Origin of the sequence: Bradyrhizobium erythrophlei (assembly GCF_900142985.1) — a bacterium.
GTDB classification, from domain to species: domain Bacteria; phylum Pseudomonadota; class Alphaproteobacteria; order Rhizobiales; family Xanthobacteraceae; genus Bradyrhizobium; species Bradyrhizobium erythrophlei_B.
This window is the reverse complement of sequence record NZ_LT670849.1, coordinates 5131770-5147627: the sequence shown is the minus strand read 5'-3', so window position 1 is coordinate 5147627 and position 15858 is coordinate 5131770. Positions and strand designations below refer to the sequence as shown.

Sequence of the window (15858 nt, the reverse complement as noted above, 5' to 3'; positions counted from 1 at the left end):
TTTGAGGAGTCAGACGCGGAAGATGCGGGTGTAGCGCTGCCTGATGCTGGTGCCTTGTTGCTCCACGGCCGCGGGGTCATCCTTCAGGGTCTTGATGTCATGAAGCGGAATCCAGCCCTGTTTCTCTTTGGTCTGCGGGTGCACCGAACGCAAACCGCCGACATCGATGATGAGTTGTTGCGCCTCGCGGCTGAAGCAGAACGACTGGAACAGCTTCGCCGCGTTCGGGTTCGGCGAACCCTTGAAGATGCCGTTGGGGCCGATGATCATCGGCGATCCTTCGCTTGCATAGACCGGCTCGACCGGACGGCCGCCTTCGCGCAGTTGCAGGATGTTGTACTCGTTGCCATCGGCCATGACGGCGCGCTCGCCGAGCTCGAGCTTCTTCGGCGGATCGGCGGACGATTGCACCTGCATGACATTCTGCTTGGCGAGTTGCTCGAACCAGGGCCAGCCGAGATCGCGCTGCAATTGATAGGTCGCGGTCATGATGGTGCCGCTGTAGCCGGGATGCCCCTTGACGATCTTGCCCTTCCATTTGGGATCGAGCAGATCGGCAAAACTCTTTGGCGCGGCCTCGGCCTTCACCAAGGCGGTGTTGTAGGCGATGATGGAAAGCCAGACGCGCCAGCTCGCGAACTGGCCATCGGGATCCCTGTGCTCCGGCGGATAGAATTTCGCGACATCCTCAGGCACGTAAGACTCGAGCAGGCCGTCGCGCTTCCAGACGATGAAGTGCGCTGCGTCGGATGAATTCACGACATCGACAGCGTGGATGTTGCTGGAATACTCCTGCCCGATGCGCTGGAACACGCGCTCGGCGCCGGTGCGCTCGACGCGCACGGAGATGCCGGGATATTTCGCCTCGAAGGCTTTCGCAAGTTTCTCGGCCACCGGCAAATCGGTCGAGGTGTAGTGGACGACCTGGCCTTCTTTCTTCGCGGCTCCGATCAGGCTAGGGGTGACTTCAGCGGGCGGCGGCGCGTCTGCCATCACGCGGGTCGCAAGCGCGGAGCCGGCGAGCCATCCGCCTGCGACTTTCAACGCGTCTCGGCGGGAAATTCCTGTTTTTCGCATCTCTTCCCTGACTCATTTTATTGGCCGGGTCGTAAGATTGGCCAGCTTGTGCCGGCTTAACCCTGCGCGTTTCATTTTATTCCGTCCCCGCCCCAAGTCCATGCGGTTGCTGGACTTGGCGGCCCATTCGGGCCAAAAGACGGGCATCAAAAGCCCTCCGGATACAGGCCAAAAGCGAGGGCGGGAGCTACGCGTTGGGATCTGCTGACAAAGAGATGACAGGCGCCAATCCTGCCGCCGGGGCCTCGCTCATGCGAGCGATGGCAGCCGTTTTCCTGCTGGCGCAGGCCTTTGCTTCGACCGAAAGCCGCGCGCAGGATTATCCGACCCACGCGGTGCGGATCATCGTGCCCTTTGGCGCCGGCGGACCCGCCGACGTCGCCGCGCGCCTTGTCGGCAACGCGCTTGCCGACAGCCTCAAGCAACCTTTCGTGATCGAGAACCGTCCCGGTGCAGGCTCCGTGATCGGCACGCAAGAGGCCGCGAAATCCGCGCCCGACGGCTACACGCTGCTTCTGATGTCGAACGCCCAGACCGCCAATGAATCGCTGGTGCCGCAGCGCAAGTATGACTTGATGCGCGACCTCGTACCCGTAGCCTCGCTCAATGTCGCCGATCTCGTGATAGTCGTGCACCCTTCGGTGCGTGCAGCCTCATTGAAGGAATTCATCGCACTCGCCAAGTCACAGCCCGGCAAGCTCAACTATGCGTCTTCCGGCCAGGGCACGCCGTACCACATGGCGGGCGAGCTCTTTAAGAGCATGGCCGGCATCGACGTGGTTCACGTGCCCTATCGCAACAGCGGCGAAGCGCGCACCGGCGTCATCGGCGGCCAGGTGCAGATGATGATCGATGCGGTGACTACGATGGCGCCGAACGTCCTGCAAGGACAGGTACGCGCGCTCGCCACCACCGGCAAGACGCGTTCGGCAGTGCTGCCGGACGTACCGACCGCGGAAGAAGCCGGCGTCGGCGGATATGAAGCCACGATCTGGCTCGGCCTGATGGCGCCAAAGGGTACGCCGCAACCGATCGTCGACAAGCTCAACACGGCCGTGAACGAGGCCATCAAGCGGCCGGAGATCATCAAGCTGTGGGCGGACCAGGGTGCGGCTCCGATGGCAATGACGCCGGAGGCGTTCGACAAATTCCTCCGCGGCGATATCGTGAAGTGGGCCGAGGTCGTCAAACGCTTCCCCCAGCAGCCTTAAAATCAGGACATTCCTTATTTCAATGCCGAACGTTCGCTTTCGCCTCAATGGCGTCGAGACCGAAATCGACGCCGATCCCGATACGCCGTTGCTTAACGTGCTGCGCGGCCAGCTCGGCCTGACTGGATCGCACTTCGGCTGCGGCGCGGGCGAATGCGGCGCTTGCACCGTGCTGCTCGACGATCACGCCATCAATTCCTGCGACACGCCGCTGTGGTCGGTGGCGGACAAAACCGTCACCACGATCGAAGGGCTCGGCAGCGCTGACGCACCGCATGCGTTGCAGCGTGCCTTTATTGCCGAGCAGGCGATGCAATGCGGCTATTGCCTCTCCGGCATCATGATGAGCGCGGCGGCGCTGTTGAAACGGAACGCCAACCCGACCAGCGCAGAGATCAAGGCCGCGCTCGATCGCAACCTGTGCCGCTGCGGTTCGCATAATCGCATGATACGCGCCATCCTGCGCGCCGCAGCCGAGATGCGCGCATGACGACCAAACCCGCCTCGCCGCCTTTGCCGCCGAGTCTCGCTGCAAATCCGAAACTGTCGTCGTGGATCAATTTCGCGGCCGACGGCCAGGTGATTGTCTCGCCCGGCAAGGTCGAGATCGGCCAAGGCATCGTCACGGCGCTGGCGCAAATCGCCGCCGACGAACTCGACGTCGATCTTGCGCGCGTCAAGATGGTGCGCGCCTCGACCTTCGCGAGCCCGAATGAAGGCGTCACCTCGGGCAGCCTTTCCGTGCAGCATTCCGGCCGCGCCGTCCGCTTTGCCTGCGCCGAAATCCGCCAGATCTTTCTCGACGCCGCCGCTGAACGGCTCGGCGTGTCGCCGGATGTGCTCACAATCAACGACGGCGCCATTACAGGTCCCGGCAACGTCTCGACCAGTTACTGGGAGCTCGCAGGCGACATCTCGCTCGACCGTGACGCAACGGCCGGCGCGCCACCGAAATCCTCAATGCAACGCACGCTTGCCGGCCATTCCGTGCAGCGGCTCGATATCCCCGACAAGGTGTTCGGCCGGCCGCGCTTCATTCACGACGCCACCCTGCCCGGGCTGCTGCATGGCCGCGTGCTGCGATCGGAGCTTTCGCAAGCAACGCTCGTCGAACTGAACGAAGAGCGCGCGCGCAAAGTCGAGGGCCTGATCGCGATCGTCCGCGACGGTAATTTCTTAGGCGTCGTCTGTGAAACCGAGTCAGCAGCCGAGGCCGCCGTGGCCGCGTTGCGCAAGGGCGCCAGATGGTCGCCGGGCGAAGCCTTGCCAAGCGAAGACGAGCTTGCCGAATGGCTGAAACGGCAGCCGGCGGAAACCGTCGTGATCTCCGACAAGAAGGCGGCCTCGCCTTCGACCGTCGCGCGCACGATCAAGCGGCAATATCATCGTCCTTATATTGCGCATGGATCGATCGCGCCGTCCTGCGCCATGGCGCGGTGGGACGGCGACAAGGTGCAAGTCTGGACCCACAGCCAGGGCGTCTACCTCCTGCGCTCCGATCTTTCGATGGTGTTCAAGCTGCCGCGTGAAAACTTCATCGTCGAGCACATGGAGGGCGCGGGCTGCTACGGCCATAACGGCGCCGACGACGTTGCGCTCGACGCGGTACTGCTGGCGCGGGCCGTCGAAGGCCGCCCGGTGCGGGTGCAATGGTCGCGCGCCGATGAAATGTCGCATGCGCCCTTTGGCGCAGCCATGACGATCGAGATCGAGGCCGGCCTCGACGCGAACGATGAGATTGTCGATTGGCGCCATACGATCTGGGGCAATGGCCATACCGCGCGGCCGGGGCGTGCCGATATTCCGACACTGCTGGCGGCAAGCGAACTGGCGACGCCGTTCCCGCGCGCGATTTCCGCCGATCCGCCGGCGGCCGGTGGCGGCGGCGCCGATCGCAATTCGATTCCGCTTTATGATGTTCCGTCGTGGCACGTCGAGTTGCATCGGCTCACGACCATGCCGGTCCGCACCTCGGCGCTGCGGACGCTGGGCGCACAGGGCAACGCGTTTGCGATCGAGTCCCTTCTCGACGAACTCGCCTTCGAGCGCGGCGAAGACCCGGTTGCCTTTCGCCTGCGTCATCTGTCCGATCCGCGATCGCGCGATGTGGTTCAGGCTGCGGCCCGCCGTGCCAACTGGAAACCGGCCAAGGAACGGACCAAGGAAGATGGCGTCGGCCACGGCATTGGTTTCTCGCGCTACAAGAACACCGGTGCCTATTGTGCTGTTGTTGCCGAAGTCGAGGTCGGCGAAGATATCCGCGTCAGAAAACTGACGCTTGCGGTCGATGTCGGCGAAGCCGTCAACCCGGACGGCGTCATCAACCAGATCGAGGGCGGCGCAATCCAGGCGACGAGTTGGGTGCTGAAAGAGCGCGTGCGTTTCGACACCACGCGCATCACCAGCAACTCCTGGACCGAATATCCGATCCTGCTCTTTTCCGAAGTGCCCGACGTGGACGTTGAAATCATCTCGCGGCCGGAGATCGATTCCGTCGGCGCCGGCGAAGCCGCGCACGGCCCGGTGACCGCAGCGATCGCGAACGCCGTGTTCGATGCGCTTGGCGTTCGCCTGCGCGAATTGCCGATCACGCGCGACCGCCTGATCACGGCGATGGAGCTTGCATCATGAGTAGTTTAAGCATTCTCAGTGGCGGCGCCGCACAAGGCCTCGTCGGCAGCCTCGCAGCCAGGTTCAAAGAGAAAACCGGCCTCGACATTGGCGGCGACTTCGGCGCGGTCGGCGCGATGGCCGACAGGCTGCGCGCGGGCACGCCTACCGATATGCTCATTCTCACCTCGGTCCTGATCGCGACGCTCGCGAAAGAAGGTCTTGCCGATGGCGTGTCGGCCAAGAATGTCGGCCGTGTCGAGACCGCGCTTGCGGTTCGCGAGTCCGATCCGCTTGCTTCCGCGCCCGATGCCGCGAGCCTGCGCAAAGTATTTTTAGCGGCCGACGCGATCTTCGTGCCGGACACCAAAGCCTCCACCGCCGGCATCCATGTGGCGAAGGTTTTGGCGCAGCTTGGTATCGCTGACGAAGTCGCGAGCCACCTGAAGATTTATCCGAACGGCGCGACCGCGATGCGTCATATGGCTGAGACCGATGCAAAGCATCCGGTTGGCTGCACGCAGGCGACCGAGATCATTGCCACGAAAGGCATCAGGCTTTCCGGCGCACTCCCGAAGGGTTGCGAGCTCGCCACAACCTACACGGCCGCGATTACCGCGAAGGCAAAACATCCGCGGGAAGCGCAAATCCTGATCGATCTGTTGACGGCTGCGGATCAGGCTGGCGCCCGGGAACGCGCAGGCTTTTTGTCGCTTTAAGATCAGGCGCGAAACCAGGATTCACGGTCTCACAACGCCGTGACTCCGCGTAACAATGCGGCCCTTTATTCAGAATATCAGTTGTCCCCCGCAGCCAGCCAGACGCTGACGCCTGCCCACCTGATATTCTGAACAAAGGAACTCTTCCATGAGCAACACAAATGACGTTCTGCGACCGATGAACCGGCGCGAATTAGTAGGCATGATGGCGCTTGGCGCCGCGAGTGCGTTTATCCCGGGCGCTGCTACTGCTGCTCCCGCTCCGGTAAAGGCATCCAACGTTGTTCTCGTGCATGGGCTGTTTGCGGACGGCTCGTGCTGGTCCGAGGTGATCGCGCGGCTGCAAGCGGCCGGGCTCAATGCCACAGCGGTGCAGAATCCATTGACGACACTGCCTGAAGCGGTCGCTTCGGCCGAACGCGTGCTGGCGCGCATGGACGGTCCGACGATCCTGGTCGGGCATTCGTTCTCGGGGATGATCGTGACGGAGGCCGGTGGTCATCCGAACGTATCGGCGCTGGTCTACGTCGCGGCACGCGCACCGGATGCGGGTGAAGATTATACCGCTTTGGCCAAGACCTACCCGGCGCCACCGGCCTCGGCCGGCATCGTCTTCGACGGCGACGAAGGACGTCTCAGCGAAGCGGCGTTCCTGCGCGACTTTGCTGGCGATCTGCCGGAAGCAAAAGCAAAAGTCCTCTATGCCGTGCAGCAGCCGTTCCAGAAGGCGCTGCTCGCGGGCAAGACGACGAATGCGGCCTGGCGATCGAAACCGAGCTTCTATGCGGTTTCGACCGAAGACCGGACCATCAATCCCGATCTGCAACGCTTCATGGCCAAGCGCATGAATGCTACGACCATCGAAGTCAAGGCGAGCCATCTTGGACTGATCTCACATCCCGACGAGATCGCCCGGTTGATCCTGCAAGCCGCCGGGCACTCGGCGTAAGCTCCGCGCGCCGCTAGAGAACTGGCGTCTTCGACGCCAGTTCTCGGTAGCGTTCGCGGCTCTTGACGAGATGGCCGCGCATGGCATCGCGCGCCTTTTTCGGCGAATGCGCGCCGATCGCCTGGAAGATCGCCTCGTGCTCTTTCTCGATGCGGGCAAGATATTGCCGCGGGCCTTCCGCGGTGCCTTCGAACGAGCGGATGCTTTGCCTCGGAATGATGAGCCGGCCGAGAAAATCCAGGAACTCGACAAAGCGGCTGTTTTGCGTGGCGGCAGCAATGGCCAGATGAAACGCGAAATCTTCCTTGATCGCGCGATCGCCGCTGGTGATGGCGCGGCTGAACACGCGCAGCGCCTCGCCGATCGCCTTGATCTGGGCGGCCGTTGCCCGCTCGCTCGCGATCGCGGCGGCCTCCGATTCCACCGCCATGCGCAATTCCAGGATATCGAGCACGCTGTCGAGCGAACCGAGACCTTCCGGATCGATCGCGTAAGGCTGGCGGCCGGCGGCGCGATCGACGAAAGCCCCCGCCCCTTGCCGCGTCACGACGAGGCCTCGCGCCCGTAACGCCGCCACCGCCTCGCGTACCACGGTACGGCTCACGCCCATGCCCCTCATCATCTCCTGCTCGGAGGGCAACTTGGCGCCGACCGGGAGTTTGCCGGAGATGATCTGCTCGGCGAGGCGATCGATCACCTCCGAGCTCAGGCTTTTCGGCGCCTCCAGCCGACGCAACAGCCCCTCGCGCTGACGCTGTGTCGCATCCGATGTTGTAGCGCTTGACGTAGGTTGTCGGGTCATCGTACAACTTTAACACAGCCCCGGCGAGCCGGCAAATCCACCTAGACCTTGTTTTCGGATTTGTCCGGCCGTGGGCGGGCTGCTAGCAAATAATGAAAACAAGAAAACAGGTCAGGCAATGACCGTGCATTGAACAGGTGGGAGGAGCAGCGATGCAACGTCGCGATTTCATGAAGTTTGGCGCCGGTTTCGGCGCCGCAGGTTTGGCAGGCACCCTGCCCTTTGGCGCGGCCGCGCAGACCAAGGCGGTATTCAAGGCGTCCGACGTTCAGCCGCCCGGCTATCCGACCGTCGCCGCCACCGAAAACCTCGGCAAGAAACTCTCCGAAGCCACGCAAGGCCGGCTGTCGATCCAGATGTATCCGTCGATGCAGCTCGGCGGCGAGAAGGAAACCATCGAACAGACGCAGATCGGCGCAATCCAGATGTCGCGCGTCAGCGTCGGCACGATGGGCCCGATCGTCGACGACATCAACGTCATCAATATGCCGTTCCTGTTCAAGAACACCGCCCATGCCAACAAGATGATGGACGGGCCGATCGGCCAGGAACTGCTCGACAAGATCACCGCAAGTCCGAACGCCAACCTCGTCGCGCTGTGCTGGATGGATTCCGGCGCGCGCTCGCTCTACAACACCAAGCACCCGATCAAGACGATCGAGGACGTCAAGGGATTGAAATTCCGCGTCATCGGCAATCCGATCTTCGTCGACATGATGAATGCGCTCGGCGGCAACGGCGTTGCGATGGGCTATGACCAGGTGTTCAGCGCGCTACAGACGGGCGTGATCGACGGCGCCGAAAACAATATGCCGAGCTACGTCTTCTCCAACCACTATACCGCCGCCAAGCACGTCTCGCTGACCGAGCATCTCATTATTCCCGAAATGCTCGTGTTCTCGAAACGAGTCTGGAACACGCTGTCCGCCGACGACCAGGGTCTGATCAAGAAATTCGCCCGCGAGGCCCAGCTCGAGGAGCGCGTCTTCTGGAACGAATACGAACAGAAGGCGCTGGAAAAGGCCAAGGCCGCGGGCAGCCAGATCGTGGAGATCGCGGACAAGACGCCGTTCCAGAACGCGGTCAAACCGGTCTGGGACAAGTACGGTCCGAAATATCAGGACATGATCAAGCGCATTCAGGCGATTGCTTGAGGACCTGGCGCGTGGGTATGCCGTCATTGCGAGCCTAAGCGAAGCAATCCAGACCGAACGCTGGATTGCTTCGTCGCTTCAGCGCAAAATTGCATTGCAATTTTGTCGCGAGCTCCTCGCAATGACATTCTGTGAACGTATTGGACCGGCAATTCGGCAAACGGGGGACATAACGCCATGGCAGCCATCTACCGCCGCGCGATGGACGCCCTCTATTACGCGTGCGTGCTCGTCGGCTGCATCGCGCTGGTGCTGATCTCCGCGGTCATTCCCTGGGCGGTGTTCACCCGCTACGTGCTCAACAGCGCGGCCTCCTGGCCGGAACCGCTCGCGGTTCTCCTCACCATCGTCTTGACCTTCATCGGCGCGGCCGCCGCCTACCGGCTCAACCTGCATATGAACGTCGGCTATTTCGCCAATCAGGCGCCGCCGCGATTTCGCAAATTGCTCGATCTTCTGGTGCAGCTTCTGATGGCCGCGATTGCGCTGTTCATGATCGTGTGGGGCGAAAGCCTGGTCGAGGTGACCTGGCACAACACGATTGCAGACTTCCCCTTCCTGTCGGTCGGCGTCACCTATCTGCCGATCCCCGTCGGCGGCTTCTGCCTGCTGCTGTTCATCATCGAGCGGATCTGGCTCGGTGCGCCGCCCGATCCGCTACCTTCCCATGACGCCGTCGCCTCCCACGGCCAGGCTACACCGTTCGAGTAGCGCTTTAAGGAAATCGGGCCATGGATATCTTCATCCTTCTCGCCACCATGATCGTCTGCTTCCTGATCGGCATGCCGATCGCCTATTCGCTCGCCTTCGCCGCGATCGTCGGCGCCTGGTCGATCGGCATCCCGCTTGAAGCCGTGATGCTGAAGATTTCCGACGGCGTCAGCAAAGTCGCGATGCTGACGATCCCGTTCTTCGTGCTCGCCGGCGCGATCATGGCCGAAGGCGGCATGGCGAAGCGTCTGGTCGCGTTCGCCGACGTGCTGGTCGGCTTCACCCGCGTGCGCGGCGGCCTCTCGGTCGTCAACGTGCTCGCCACAACGTTTCTGAGCGGCATTTCGGGCTCAGCCGTCGCCGACACCTCGGCGATCGGCTCGGTGATGATCCCGCAAATGGAGAAGGCCGGATTTCCCCGCGTCTTCGCCACCAACCTCACCATCACCTCCTCGGTTCAGGCGCTGCTGGTTCCTCCGAGCCACAATGCCGTGCTGTATTCGCTGGCGACCGGCGGCACGATTTCGATCAGCGCGCTGTTCATGGCGGGCGTGTTTCCCGGACTTCTGCTCGGCTTCTCGCTGATCATTCTCTGTCTCGTCTTTGCCTATCGCGACAATCATCCGCGCGGACAGACGGTGGCAGCCAAGGACGCGGTACGCATCACCATCGATGCGGCCTGGGGCCTGATCACGCTCGTGATCATCCTGGGCGGCATTCTCGGCGGCGTCTTCACCGCGATCGAGGCCGGCGCGGTCGCCTGCATCTGGGCGTTCTTCGTCACCATGTTCATCTACCGCGACTACAAGTGGCGCGACCTGCCCGTGCTGCTGCACCGGACGCTGCGCACCGTCGCCATGGTGCTGACCCTGATCGCCTGCGCTTCCAGCGTCGGCTATGTGATGGCGCTGACGCAGATGCCGGCCAAGATGACGGCCTTCTTCCTGTCGATTTCCGACAACAAGTACGTCATCCTGTTCCTGATCAACATCCTGCTCCTGATCCTCGGCACGCTGGTCGACATGGCGCCGTCGATCCTGATCGCGACGCCAATCCTGCTGCCGGTGATGCAGAACTTCGGCGTCGATCCCGTTCATTTCGGGATGATCATGCTGCTCAATCTCGGCATCGGATTGTGCCATCCGCCGGTCGGATCAATCCTGTTCGTTGGCTGCGCGGTCGGCAAGGTCACGATCGAAGAGGTTATGAAGAAGATCTGGCCGTTCTACGCCGTGATGTTCTTCGTGCTGATGCTCGTCACTTACCTGCCGGAAATCTCGCTGTGGCTGCCACGGCACGTGCTGCGGTGACCGTTACTTCGGCGACTCGCCGGTGGTGCGGGAAGCCGAGAGCTCGCTGATCTCCATCCTGTTCGCGGTATCGATGACCTTGAGATAGGCCCGCGCCACCGCCTCGATCCCCCAGGCCGGCACCAGGTCCACCGTATCGGCATCCGAGTGATAGAAGATGTGATCGATGACGTGAAAACCCGGCGCGCGCGTATAGATATGCTGTAGCTCGCCGCCGGGCCGCCCTTCCGGCCGTGCATAGACGGCGACGCCGAACTCCTTCATCGAACTCAGCACGACGCGCCGCAGCGTCTCGCTGCCGCTGACGAACCAGCGGCGCGCGCTGGTCTCCGTGGAAGTCATGATGCCGGCGCCGAGCCGATAGGTCTGGGTTTGCGAGGGATGTTCGCAATTGACGATCAGCGCGGTCTTGTCGAGAAAGCCGCGCATGTTCTGGTTGATCCACTTGATGCCGGACGCACCGTGATGGTGATCGGGCGTCGTGACAAAAGTGATGGTGCGCCGCCGCTGCTCTTTCGGAAGCGCCGCATAGTGACGGGCGATCTCCAGCAGCATGACGATCCCCGAGGCGTTGTCGAGTGCGCCATCGAACATCGCATCGGTATGCGCCATGACGAGAATGTTCTCATCCGTCATGCCCGGCAGCACGCCCCAGACATTGGCGGTCTTCAATCCGCTCTTGTGTTCGATGTCCGCGCGCAGCCGCAAGGTGACGTCCTTGCCGGCCTCGATCGCCTCACGGATCGCCGTCCCCTCCTTCATGCTGATGGTGAGTGTCGGCACCGTAGTGCCCGCGCCGGCCTCGGGCTCGGTCGTGACGTTGCCAGGAATATCCATGACGATGAGCACCATCGCGGCGCCCGCCGTGTTGGCACGCATCATCGAGCCGCTCCAGCGCGCGATATGATCGCGCCCGCCGGGTGTCGGGTTGCTGTAGAGCAGCACGGCCTTGCCTCTGATATCGCGATCCCTGAAGTCGGCCAGCGTGCCGAGCCCAAGCCAGACGGCCTGAGCCTCGACGGTCTTGCCTGATGTGCCGACGGTGTCCGTGATCGGGAACGTGCTCTTCAGCGGCGTGACGGCATCGCCCACCACAAAGCTTGCATCCCACGAATTGGGATACCACAGCGGCGACATGTCGATTTCCTGCCGCCTCACCTGCTCCAGTCCGATCGCCTTGAACTCGCCGGCGACCCAATCCTGGATCATCCGGTCTGAAGGCATACCCGCGATCCGGCCCCAGAACTGGTTCCCGTCGTCGCGGCTCTTGCGCGAGATCGCAACAATGTCGGGGATTTGCTTCTTCATCTTGAGCCCGTCGATATCGGCATAGGCCTCTTCGCCCGGCGGCAGCGGCCAGCGCAGATAGGCGTCATCGGGCAGGAACAGCTTGTCGGCATCGTCAGGCAGTCGCAGGTCGTCCTCGTAGAGCTTCTTGACCGGCGGCGCCGACTTGTCCCTGGTCAATCCTTCACTTTGCACCTGCGCAAGACATGGCGTTGCGGCTCCAAACAAGAGCATCGCCACAATAACAAGTCTCTTCATGACCACCGCGCTCCGAACAACATCATCACTCGATACACGCGGCCCCAATCCATTTGAAGCGCAATCCGCCGGGTTAGTTCATTTCGGTTCGGAATTACCCGAACCCTCGGGGGTTCTACCGGACGAGACTCGGCTGGAACGAAGGTCCGGTGCTGAAGAGGGAAGCGATGACCAAACCTGGCGAACCCAGTCTTTCAGCGATCATCGCCTCCAAAGACGCCGGCCCGGATAGTTCATCAGGGCTGAGCGGAGTATCACTTCGTCTTTGGCTGGTCGTCCCCGCGCTCTGTGCGTTGGCTTATCCGTCACTCCTGAAGTTGCTGTCCGCTGGCCTTGTCCTGCTGCACGGATCGGACTCGCCGAGCGGGGCGATCGTCTGGATTAGCGTCGTCGCGTCCTTGACACTGGCGCTGGCGGTGATGCTGGTCGGCTTCGTCTTTGGACTGGTGCTCGGATCAGCGCATGCCGGGAAGCCTGAGGACTTTCGCGCCCGGTGCGTTGCCCTTCTGGCATTTGCCACCCCCTCGCTCTATGTGGGCTTCGAAAACGCCGGAGGCGTGCTGCGTGCGTCCTCAGTCGTGCCCGTCGCATGGCTCATCTTTTGGGCGCTGATGGCGATGATCGTCCTGCTGGGCTCCAGGTCGTCGCCCGCATCTGCGATGTCGCCTGTCGCACATCGCCGGCTTGCCCTTGCCCATGGCGTTTCCGCTCTCGCAATCCTGCTGCTGTTCGTCGGGCCTCATATCGGCAATCATCTGGCCGGTTTCTGGAGCGGACAAGTCCACATCGCCATCATGACCGTCGTGCGCCACGTTTATCGCGGCGACATTGTCCAACCGGTGTTGCTGGCGTTGATCGGTTTCCAGATACTGAGCGGTGCCGTGCTGGTGCAGCGACGGATGAGAATGCCGGACGACATCTTCGGCACCGTGCAGACCATGTGCGGCGCATATATCGGCATTTATTTTCTTGCCCATATGACGGCGGTGTTCGCGGCGCGCCATGCGGAAATCGACACCAACTGGACCTGGCTGACCCGACCCAACGACAGCCTGTTGGCCAGTCTCTTCAAGCTTCGCCTGATTGCACATTATTGGGCAGGGCCGATCGCGATCGTCGCCCACGTTGCCTGCGGCCTGAGGTGGGTCTTGCTGCAACGCGATGTTTCACCGGCGACGGCCAATCGCATCGCATGGACCCTCATCACGGCAGGATTCGCTATCTCCAGCGTCATCCTGCTCGCATTGCTCAACGTTCACATCGCCTGAGAAGTGTGCCCCGGGCCAAAGCGGCGTCGGGGCGAACGTGGTTTAAAATTCCCTAATCGAAACATTCAATTGCAAAAGCATGCTCAGCCGGAGCCTTAAAGCTTCAGGCGTATCGTTGGTCCCCGGTGGATAAAAATAAGAATGGCGGGGGCCAAACAATGACCATCGATTTTCTCGTCTATCCGATGCTGGCGTTTCTCGCGGTCGCGCCGGCCGCAAAACTCATCGAGCGCCAGCGCGACGTGCTTTACGGACCCTATATCTGGGGCCGCAAGACCGCACTCGATGGATTCCGCGAAGAGTTCGACGCCTACATGATGGCGATCGGTGTCACGCGCGGATACCGCCGCTTCGCCGTGAAGTTTGCCGGCGTCAGCATCGTCGCCTCGGCAATCATTGGCTGAAGGAAAAGCCGATGAGTCTCGCTGACCAAGCTTGCGAAACACAAACGGGATTGAAGATCGTCTGCGAGGTCTGCGGAACTCTGTCGATCAAGCCGATCGAGCCCGCCGACGCGCCGGACGGCGCCAGCGTCCATTGCCGGCGCTGCAACGCCGTGCGCGGGACGGTCGCCGACCTTCGCGCGCTGGCGCGACGGTCGACCGACGAATTCGAGTTCTAATCCTAGTGCGTCAAAGACCCTCATGGTGAGGAGCGCTCTTGCGCGTCTCGAACCATGAGGCCCCGACATATCGGCCTCATCCTTCGAGACGCCGCTTACGCGGCTCCTCAGGATGAGGGAAAAAGTCTCAGAACAGCCGAAAGTTGATATTGGCGAGGCTGTCGACCGGCGGCTCGGCCACGCGCGGCCAGAAGCGCAAGCGTTCGGTGCGTATTTTCAGGAAATCCCGCAATTCGATCTCGCCCTGCCGGATCCTGTTGCGAATTTCGCGACGGTCGAACTGGGTGAGCTCGGGCTTTGCAAGCTCGCGCCAGGCTTCCCGCTGCTGCGCCAACCGGGCCGTGATTTCATGACTCAAAACGTCGGTCTCAATCATGGCGTCCGACCTTTCGCTTTGGAAAATCGACCCCTCCAATCTCGCTCGCCAATTGCTTAAAAATGGTTAACGAAACCCTTACGGGCACGCCGCGCCCGATCCCGCTTATTGTGCAGCGCATCGCAAATGGGGTTCGGCCGCTCGCCCGGCGTCGATGCAACGCTGATCTGACGAAGACGATTTTGATCGCGCCGATTTCGGCCTTTTGCTATGGGCCTCCTCATAACAATAATTCGTGGGAGGCTTCCTCATGGTCGATCGCCGGACGTTCACCACCCTGCTCGCGGGCACCATCGCGGCTCCCACCCTAGCTTTCGGCAAAACCATGACATCCAGGAACGTGTTCTATTCGGCCGTCGGGCCGCAACTGACGCCCTATGGCGTCGACGTCGACAAGGCCGAACTCACCAAGCGAGACCCGGTATCGACGGCGGCCAACATTCAATATGCCTGGCCGCATCCCTCGAAGCGCTGGCTCTATGTGGTTTCCTCCAGCGGCGGGCCGGCCGCGGGCGATGCCACCGGCAGCGTGCACGTCGCCAACGCCTTTACGATCGATCCCGCAACCGGCGCGCTGAAGCCGCATGGTGAAACGGTCAAGCTCGCCACCCGCCCGATCCATGCCAGCGTCGATCACTCCGGCCACTTTCTCCTGATCGCCTACAACAACCCGTCGAGCCTGACCGTGCACCGCATCAACGCCGACGGCACGATCGGCGACAAGGTCCAGCAGCCGAACAAGCTCGACACCGGCATCTTCGCGCACCAGATCCGCCTCGCGCCCGACAACAAGCACGTCATCCTGGTGACGCGCGGCAACAACGCGCCGTCAGACAATCCCGTCGATCCCGGTTCGATCAAGGTCTTCACCTTCAAGGACGGCGTGCTGGCGAATCTTTCGGCCATCGCGCCCGGCGACGGCATGCATTTCGGGCCGCGGCATCTCGACTTCCACCCGAAAAAGCCCTGGGTGTTCGTCTCGATCGAGAGCCAGAACCAGCTCATGGTCTACAAGCTCGACGACAAGACCGGCCTGTCGCGCGACCCGCTGTTCACCAAGAACACACTCGCCGATCCAAACTCGAAGCTGCGGCAAGCTGCCGGCGCCATCCATGTCAGCCCCGATGGCCGTTTTGTCTACGTCGCCAACCGCGCCTGGTGGACCAGCGACTTCGAAGGCAAGAAGGTGTTTACCGGTGGCGAGAATTCGCTCGCAGTGTTTGCCATCAATCAGACCACCGGCGAGCCGACCTTGATCCAGAACGCCGACGGCCACGGCAATTACCTGCGGACCTTCAACATCGACCCTTCACGCAAATTGCTCGTCGCTGCCCCGCTCTGGTCGATCGCCGTGCGCGAAGGCAATAGTGTCACGACCATGCCGGCGGGCCTTGTGCTGTATCGTGTTGGCGGTGACGGCAAGCTCACCTTTGCGCGCAAATACGACATCGACGCCACCGAACAGAAACAGCAGTTCTGGGCCGGTATGGTGACATTAGCCTGA

Annotated in this window: 16 protein-coding genes; 12 read left to right on the top strand and 4 right to left on the bottom strand. The window is 62.1% G+C overall.

From position 1 onward, the window contains the following. Window positions 1-9: 9 nt before the first annotated feature. Window positions 10-1044, bottom strand: coding sequence for an ABC transporter substrate-binding protein (locus tag BUA38_RS24510; protein ID WP_244553037.1), 1035 nt, complete (start codon window positions 1042-1044; stop codon window positions 10-12). 284 nt (window positions 1045-1328) lie between these two features. On the opposite strand from BUA38_RS24510, the gene BUA38_RS24505 reads away from it, so the two are divergent. The 5 genes from BUA38_RS24505 to BUA38_RS24485 all read left to right on the top strand — a co-directional run bounded on the left by BUA38_RS24505 (window position 1329) and on the right by BUA38_RS24485 (window position 6566). Beyond that, window positions 1329-2288, top strand: a complete 960-nt coding sequence (locus BUA38_RS24505) for a tripartite tricarboxylate transporter substrate binding protein (RefSeq protein ID WP_072826401.1) — start codon at window positions 1329-1331, stop codon at window positions 2286-2288. A gap of 22 nt (window positions 2289-2310) precedes the next feature. Beyond that, the gene (locus tag BUA38_RS24500; protein WP_072821943.1) at window positions 2311-2778 is read left to right on the top strand and encodes a (2Fe-2S)-binding protein; all 468 of its coding nucleotides are present in this window, start codon (window positions 2311-2313) and stop codon (window positions 2776-2778) included. Next, a complete protein-coding gene (locus BUA38_RS24495; RefSeq protein WP_072821941.1) occupies window positions 2775-4919 on the top strand; it encodes a xanthine dehydrogenase family protein molybdopterin-binding subunit in 2145 nt (714 codons plus the stop codon). The genes BUA38_RS24500 and BUA38_RS24495 overlap by 4 nt, the downstream gene beginning before the upstream one ends. Then, the gene (locus BUA38_RS24490; RefSeq protein ID WP_072821939.1) at window positions 4916-5617 is read left to right on the top strand and encodes a molybdate ABC transporter substrate-binding protein; all 702 of its coding nucleotides are present in this window, start codon (window positions 4916-4918) and stop codon (window positions 5615-5617) included. Before BUA38_RS24495 ends, BUA38_RS24490 begins: the two co-directional genes overlap by 4 nt. A 148-nt stretch (window positions 5618-5765) precedes the next feature. Then, window positions 5766-6566, top strand: coding sequence for an alpha/beta fold hydrolase (locus BUA38_RS24485; protein ID WP_425304927.1), 801 nt, complete (start codon window positions 5766-5768; stop codon window positions 6564-6566). A 13-nt stretch (window positions 6567-6579) separates the two neighbouring features. On the opposite strand, the gene BUA38_RS24480 is transcribed toward BUA38_RS24485, so the two are convergent. Beyond that, window positions 6580-7368: a FadR/GntR family transcriptional regulator gene (locus BUA38_RS24480; RefSeq protein WP_083587747.1), complete on the bottom strand. Its 789-nt coding sequence runs from the start codon at window positions 7366-7368 to the stop codon at window positions 6580-6582. A gap of 152 nt (window positions 7369-7520) precedes the next feature. On the opposite strand from BUA38_RS24480, the gene BUA38_RS24475 reads away from it, so the two are divergent. The 3 genes from BUA38_RS24475 (at window position 7521) to BUA38_RS24465 (ending at window position 10543) form a co-directional block, all read left to right on the top strand. Continuing rightward, the gene (locus BUA38_RS24475; protein ID WP_072821937.1) at window positions 7521-8522 is read left to right on the top strand and encodes a TRAP transporter substrate-binding protein; all 1002 of its coding nucleotides are present in this window, start codon (window positions 7521-7523) and stop codon (window positions 8520-8522) included. A gap of 177 nt (window positions 8523-8699) precedes the next feature. Beyond that, a complete protein-coding gene (locus BUA38_RS24470; RefSeq protein ID WP_072821935.1) occupies window positions 8700-9233 on the top strand; it encodes a TRAP transporter small permease in 534 nt (177 codons plus the stop codon). 20 nt (window positions 9234-9253) lie between these two features. Beyond that, window positions 9254-10543, top strand: a complete 1290-nt coding sequence (locus tag BUA38_RS24465; protein WP_072821933.1) for a TRAP transporter large permease — start codon at window positions 9254-9256, stop codon at window positions 10541-10543. Between the two features lie 3 nt (window positions 10544-10546). Here the strand turns inward: BUA38_RS24465 and BUA38_RS24460 are convergent, their stop codons facing one another. After that, window positions 10547-12088 carry a M28 family peptidase gene (locus BUA38_RS24460; protein ID WP_083587746.1) on the bottom strand — a complete coding sequence of 514 codons (1542 nt, stop codon included), beginning with the start codon at window positions 12086-12088 and terminating at the stop codon, window positions 10547-10549. 167 nt (window positions 12089-12255) lie between these two features. On the opposite strand from BUA38_RS24460, the gene BUA38_RS24455 reads away from it, so the two are divergent. From BUA38_RS24455 to BUA38_RS24445, 3 genes are all read left to right on the top strand, one after another. Further along, on the top strand, window positions 12256-13356 hold the full coding sequence (locus BUA38_RS24455) for a hypothetical protein (RefSeq protein WP_156898695.1): 1101 nt from the start codon (window positions 12256-12258) through the stop codon (window positions 13354-13356). Window positions 13357-13514: 158 nt separating this feature from the next. Beyond that, window positions 13515-13760: a hypothetical protein gene (locus tag BUA38_RS24450; RefSeq protein ID WP_072821927.1), complete on the top strand. Its 246-nt coding sequence runs from the start codon at window positions 13515-13517 to the stop codon at window positions 13758-13760. 11 nt (window positions 13761-13771) lie between these two features. After that, complete coding sequence (locus BUA38_RS24445) at window positions 13772-13978, top strand: hypothetical protein (protein ID WP_072821925.1); 207 nt, start codon at window positions 13772-13774, stop codon at window positions 13976-13978. A gap of 127 nt (window positions 13979-14105) precedes the next feature. On the opposite strand, the gene BUA38_RS24440 is transcribed toward BUA38_RS24445, so the two are convergent. Beyond that, complete coding sequence (locus BUA38_RS24440) at window positions 14106-14354, bottom strand: hypothetical protein (protein WP_072821923.1); 249 nt, start codon at window positions 14352-14354, stop codon at window positions 14106-14108. Between the two features lie 250 nt (window positions 14355-14604). Between BUA38_RS24440 and BUA38_RS24435 the strand changes: the two genes are divergently transcribed. Then, window positions 14605-15858, top strand: a complete 1254-nt coding sequence (locus tag BUA38_RS24435; RefSeq protein WP_083587745.1) for a lactonase family protein — start codon at window positions 14605-14607, stop codon at window positions 15856-15858.